Origin of the sequence: Acinetobacter lwoffii, assembly GCF_024129715.1 — a bacterium.
Lineage (GTDB): Bacteria > Pseudomonadota > Gammaproteobacteria > Pseudomonadales > Moraxellaceae > Acinetobacter > Acinetobacter lwoffii_U.
In genome coordinates, this window is record NZ_JAMXXM010000048.1 from 1 (window position 1) to 5,161 (window position 5,161).

Annotated in this window: 5 protein-coding genes and 1 pseudogene; 1 reads left to right on the plus strand and 5 read right to left on the minus strand. The window is 38.8% G+C overall.

The window, feature by feature from the left end:
* Positions 1-86: 86 nt before the first annotated feature.
* A pseudogene (locus NI462_RS14645) lies at positions 87-647 on the plus strand (IS5 family transposase); the annotation flags it as partial.
* Between the two features lie 99 nt (positions 648-746).
* Here NI462_RS14645 and NI462_RS14650 read toward each other — a convergent pair.
* The 5 genes from NI462_RS14650 to NI462_RS14670 form a co-directional block, all read right to left on the minus strand.
* The gene (locus NI462_RS14650; RefSeq protein WP_253161199.1) at positions 747-1,547 is read right to left on the minus strand and encodes a sulfite exporter TauE/SafE family protein; all 801 of its coding nucleotides are present in this window, start codon (positions 1,545-1,547) and stop codon (positions 747-749) included.
* Positions 1,548-1,589: 42 nt separating this feature from the next.
* Positions 1,590-2,084 carry a flavin reductase family protein gene (locus NI462_RS14655; RefSeq protein WP_253161202.1) on the minus strand — a complete coding sequence of 165 codons (495 nt, stop codon included), beginning with the start codon at positions 2,082-2,084 and terminating at the stop codon, positions 1,590-1,592.
* Positions 2,085-2,181: 97 nt separating this feature from the next.
* Positions 2,182-3,225, minus strand: coding sequence for a methionine synthase (locus NI462_RS14660; RefSeq protein WP_004281804.1), 1,044 nt, complete (start codon positions 3,223-3,225; stop codon positions 2,182-2,184).
* A 51-nt stretch (positions 3,226-3,276) separates the two neighbouring features.
* Complete coding sequence (locus NI462_RS14665; RefSeq protein WP_004647848.1) at positions 3,277-4,260, minus strand: putative oxygenase MesX; 984 nt, start codon at positions 4,258-4,260, stop codon at positions 3,277-3,279.
* 168 nt (positions 4,261-4,428) lie between these two features.
* On the minus strand, positions 4,429-5,161 hold a 733-nt coding region (locus tag NI462_RS14670; protein ID WP_253161201.1), incomplete at its 5' end, for a hypothetical protein.

Genomic DNA, 5,161 nt, shown 5'->3' on the forward strand with positions numbered 1-5,161 from the left:
GCTCTTTCTCTGATTTCAGGGGTATATTTTAATTTTGTCATCGGGATAGTCTCTCAGAATATTGACTCTCCGACAAACCCGGTACGGTTCAGTTTCTAGGTGAAGGTGAGTGGAAACGTAAGAAACATGGACCTGAATATCGTCGCCAATGGCGTAAGCTTCATATTGGCATCGATGCTGAAACCTTGCAAATACGTGCAGTACAGCTTACCACAAATAATGTGAGCGATTCGCAAGTACTCGGTGATTTACTTGCTCAAATTCCCTTAGATGAACGAATTGATTCGGTCTATACCGATGGTGCTTATGACACGAAGCACTGCAGACAAGTCATTCTAGATCGAGATGCACATGCGGTCATTCCGCCAAGAAAAAATGCAAACCCATGGAAAGATCAGAAATTGAGATCTTTAGAGCGGAATGAGTTACTGAAAACAGTTAAACGTTTAGGAAGAACGCTTTGGAAAAAATGGTCTGGTTATCATCGTCGAAGTTTAGTTGAAACCAAGATGCATTGCATCAAACTATTAGGTGATAAATTAACAGCAAGGAGTTTTTCTAGTCAGGTGAATGAGATTCATGCACGCATAGCCGTATTGAACAAATTTACAGAATTAGGTCGTCCTCATACCCAAGTTGTCACTTGAATTCTGTTCAAATGAGCAGAGTGTTGTCTTTTAAATCTTTGTGCAACAAAGCCCTTTAAAATTACATTTAGCATAAAATCTCTTATGCGAAGTCCAATATTAAATTAATCCCTTCACAAGGAAGAAGCTTGCTACAATGACCAATAAAACTGCAAAGCATTTCTTTAACATTGCTGGCGATAAAGCATGTGCCGCCTTCGCACCAAACTTAGCCGTAATGAAACTCATGATGCTAATGCCAATAAATGCATAAATATGCACGTAACCAATGGTATTAGGTACATTAATCTCAGCATTTATACCAAAAATAATAAAACCTAATGCACCAGCGACAGCAATGGGGAATCCACATGCCGCAGATGTTCCAACCGCCTTCTGCATGACCACACCATAGCGATTCAGGTACGGAACCGTCAGACTTCCACCACCTATTCCAAAAATTGCTGATGCAATCCCAATGACACTACCAGCAGCAACTTGTTGACCTGACGACGGTAAAGTTTGCGTTGAATTAATTGCTGTTTTAGCATCTGTAAGCATCGTATATGCGACCCAAATCAGAAATAAGCCAACAATGATTTGTAGATGTAACCCTGATATCAAACCAGCAATACATGCCCCAAAAAAACAACCAATCGCCATTGGTGGAGCTAGATTTTTAAATACAGGCCATAGCACAGCGCCATTTTTATGATGTGCCATTAATGAGCTGATTGAAGTGACAACGATTGTTGCTAAAGATGTACCTAATGCGAGATGCATAACAACATCAGGGTCATAACCCATTTGAGTAAAGACAATAAAAAGCAGTGGTACAATAATCGTACCACCGCCGACACCAAACAGCCCTGCTGCAAAACCAGCAAAAGCGCCGATGACTAAAAAGGTTATAAGTTCCACAATAAACTAACTTTAAAAAGATAAAAGAATTAAGGCATTGAGTTAAGCGTGTTCCAACTGACCCACTTGATGATAAGCACGGTTAAAATACACCAGACTTTCTTCTTGATCGCTTTGTTGAACTTTAAGAACACGACACATGAAAACACTGTGTGTACCGACTTGCTGAATATCTTGAATCTCACAGTCAAAACTGACCAAGGCATCTTTCAAAATAGGTGAACCAGTTTCCATCGTACTCCAATCACCGAGTTTGAAACGATCTTCTGAGCTGAATTTACTTGAAGCAAAAGCATTTGAAAGCTGTTCATGCTGAGTACTTAGTACGTTTACAGCCAAGACTTTATTTTCAACAAAATGGGCATGTGAACGGGAGGATTGATTCATACAGACTAATAACATTGGCGGTGTATCCGTCACGCTACATACGGCAGATGCGGTAAAGCCATGCATACCTGCTTCACCCGCAGTCGTAATAACATTCACTGCTGTGGTGAGTAAAGACATTGCATTTCTAAAGTCTGTTGCTTCAATCATCTCTTTCATCTCAAATGTACATATCACGTGCTCGTGCATAAAGCTGGACAAATGACCTTGCGATGATTTGTTCTGCTTCGCACGAGACTACGTTTGATTAAGCTTCTAGCTCTTTACGAACAATGGCAGCACCTGCGCTTAAAGCTTCAAGTTTGCCACGTGCCACTTGGCGAGATAGCGGTGTCATACCACAGTTAGTTGAAGGATACAGTTTATCTGCATCAACAAATTGCAATGCTTTGCGTAGCGTATTTGCTACTTCCTCTGCAGTTTCCACTTGAGTGGTTGCCACATCAATTGCACCCACCATCACTTTCTTACCACGGATCAATTCGATTAAATCCATTGGTACACGTGAGTTTTGGCATTCAAGTGAAATAATATCGAGCTTAGATTGTTGTAGTTTCGGGAATGACTCTTCGTATTGACGCCATTCATTACCTAAAGTTTGTTTCCAATCTGTATTGGCTTTAATGCCGTAACCATAGCAAATATGAACTGCAGTTTCACATTTTAGACCTTCAAGTGCACGTTCTAAGGTTGGTACACCCCAGTCATTCACTTCATCAAAGAATACGTTAAACGCAGGTTCATCAAATTGAATAATGTCTACGCCTGCTGCTTCAAGTTCTAAAGCTTCTTGGTTCAAAATTTTGGCAAATTCCCAAGCCAGTTTTTCACGGCTCTTGTAGTGTCCGTCAAAAAGTGTATCAATCATGGTCATTGGACCAGGCAACGCCCATTTAATTGGCTGACTGGTTTGGCTGCGTAAAAATTTCGCATCGTCTACAAACACTGCTTTTTTACGAGAAACTTCACCCACAACTGAAGGTACACTTGCATCATAACGATTACGAATACGCATGGTTTCACGCTTTTCGAAATCTACACCTTCAAGATGTTCAATAAACGTGGTTACAAAGTGCTGACGGGTTTGCTCACCATCACTCACGATATCGATACCTGCAGTGACTTGCTCATGTAATGATAATTTCAAAGCATCACGTTTAGCTTCTAATAATTCTTCGCCTTCAAGCTTCCATGCAGACCATAATTTTTCAGGTTCAGCTAACCAAGACGGTTTTGGCAAGCTACCCGCAGTTGAAGTTGGGAGTAAAAGTTTCGGTTGTGTAAGCGCCATGTCTAATCTTCTTTCTCTAAAATTCGTCAGTCTGTGTGTCAATTCGATGTCTTAAGCAGCTGTTTCGACCTTAAAGTTTGCTGCCCATTCATTTAAAATATCTTGATATGGTTTGATGAAGTTTTCTTCTGTCCATTTACCTTGCTTAACCGCTAACTCACCACGTTCAACACGGTCATAAACGATACGTGTCAGTGAGTAATCGCCATAGCTCAAGCTTGGTTGATACTCCACACCTGCCGGAGAGTTGGTGTTGTAAATTTCAGGACGATAAATTTTTTGGAAGCTTTCCATGGTTGCAATCGCGCTGATCAATTCAAAATCAGTATAATCACGGACTAAGTCGCCAGCGAAATAGAATGCTAATGGTGCATTACCACCTTCTGGTTTGAAGTAACGTACACGTAAGCCCATTTTGGCGAAATATTCATCGGTACGTGAATATTCATCATTGGTATATTCCTCACCTAAAATAGGATGTACGTTTGCCGTACGGTAATAGGTTTTAGAGGTTGAAACACTTAAACAAATCACAGGTGGCTTGGTAAATTCTGCCTTAAATACATCTGAATTCACCAAATGTTGATACAATTTACCATGTAGATCTCCAAAATCTTCAGGTTTTTCACCTACACCACAACCCAATTGAGGCAATACTACGCTGAAGTCGTAATCACGCACATAAGATGAGAAGCTATTGCCGATCATGCCTTCAATACGCTCCCCTGTTTTATGGTCAATCACTACACTTTTCAGTGTTTCAATAAATGGGAAAGTTTGACCATTACCTTCGATATCAATTTCAGCAGAAATGATGTCAATCTCAAGTGAATAGCGATCACCTTTCGGGTTATCAACGGTTGCCAAGCTATTAAAACGGTTGTTGATCATCGCAAGGGTACGACGCAAGTTTTCTTCACGGCTTTCCCCACGTGCCAAATTGGCAAAGTTTGTGGTTAAACGTGTGCTTTCTGCTGGTGTATAATTCTCATCAAAACGGATACGTTTAATTGAACACTCAAATGCTGTACTCATGGAGATTGCCACCTAAAAATTTTATAAAAAGCTAAATTTCTGAATGGCTGTATTTAAACGTGAATAAGAAAGTGAGTAAAACGATATAAATTCAGCTTAAGATGAGAAATACTCATCTTAATAAATTAAAGATTCTGAGGATTTTTAGTTATTCAGTAAGTTAAGCGGCTATCTAAAATCTTTATCTGAAATTGATAATGTTTTTTGCAACTCTACCAAAGATAATAAATCTCCAACTATCAAGTATGTGTAAATAACATAACGCTCAGCTTCTTGCCTAGAAGTAATAATATCATGAGAACCTTTCTGAGCAGCTTTGAAAATAGCATCTAACCGCTCGCCCAAATATTTCATCTGTGAACCAACGATTTCCTCAAATCTTTTAGAGTCTGACTGCTCCTCAACATATGCAATAATTCGATTTATATAATTATCCACACCTAATTTAATAATTTTAGTTTTACCATTGTCTAAATTAATAGTCTTATCCTCTCTAGCAGGATAAATCATATCAGCAGTATCTTGAAATATTTGCCTACAACGATGAACAGCATTTGACCAATCCTCTGAATTTTCGGACGTTAAATTTTCATAAACAGATGCAAATTTTTGTGCTGATAATGGTACTAAATCTCCAATTTTTCCGTCTACAAACTTTCTTGTTCTAGAAAAAATATCTGACGTAATTTTTGAATATTTTAGCTCATAATATTTATTAGACACATATTCGTATACAAAAGCTTGTCGTTTAATTAGAAATTGAGAGTTCGTGCTAATACCATCTCTTAAACTCTTTCTTTCTAAAAAATTACTAGGGCGTGTCCTCATTTGAAGAATTGGTTTTAAATACTTAAAATCCTCCTTTAAGCTCTTTTCATTTCTATATTTTTTCAATGGCACG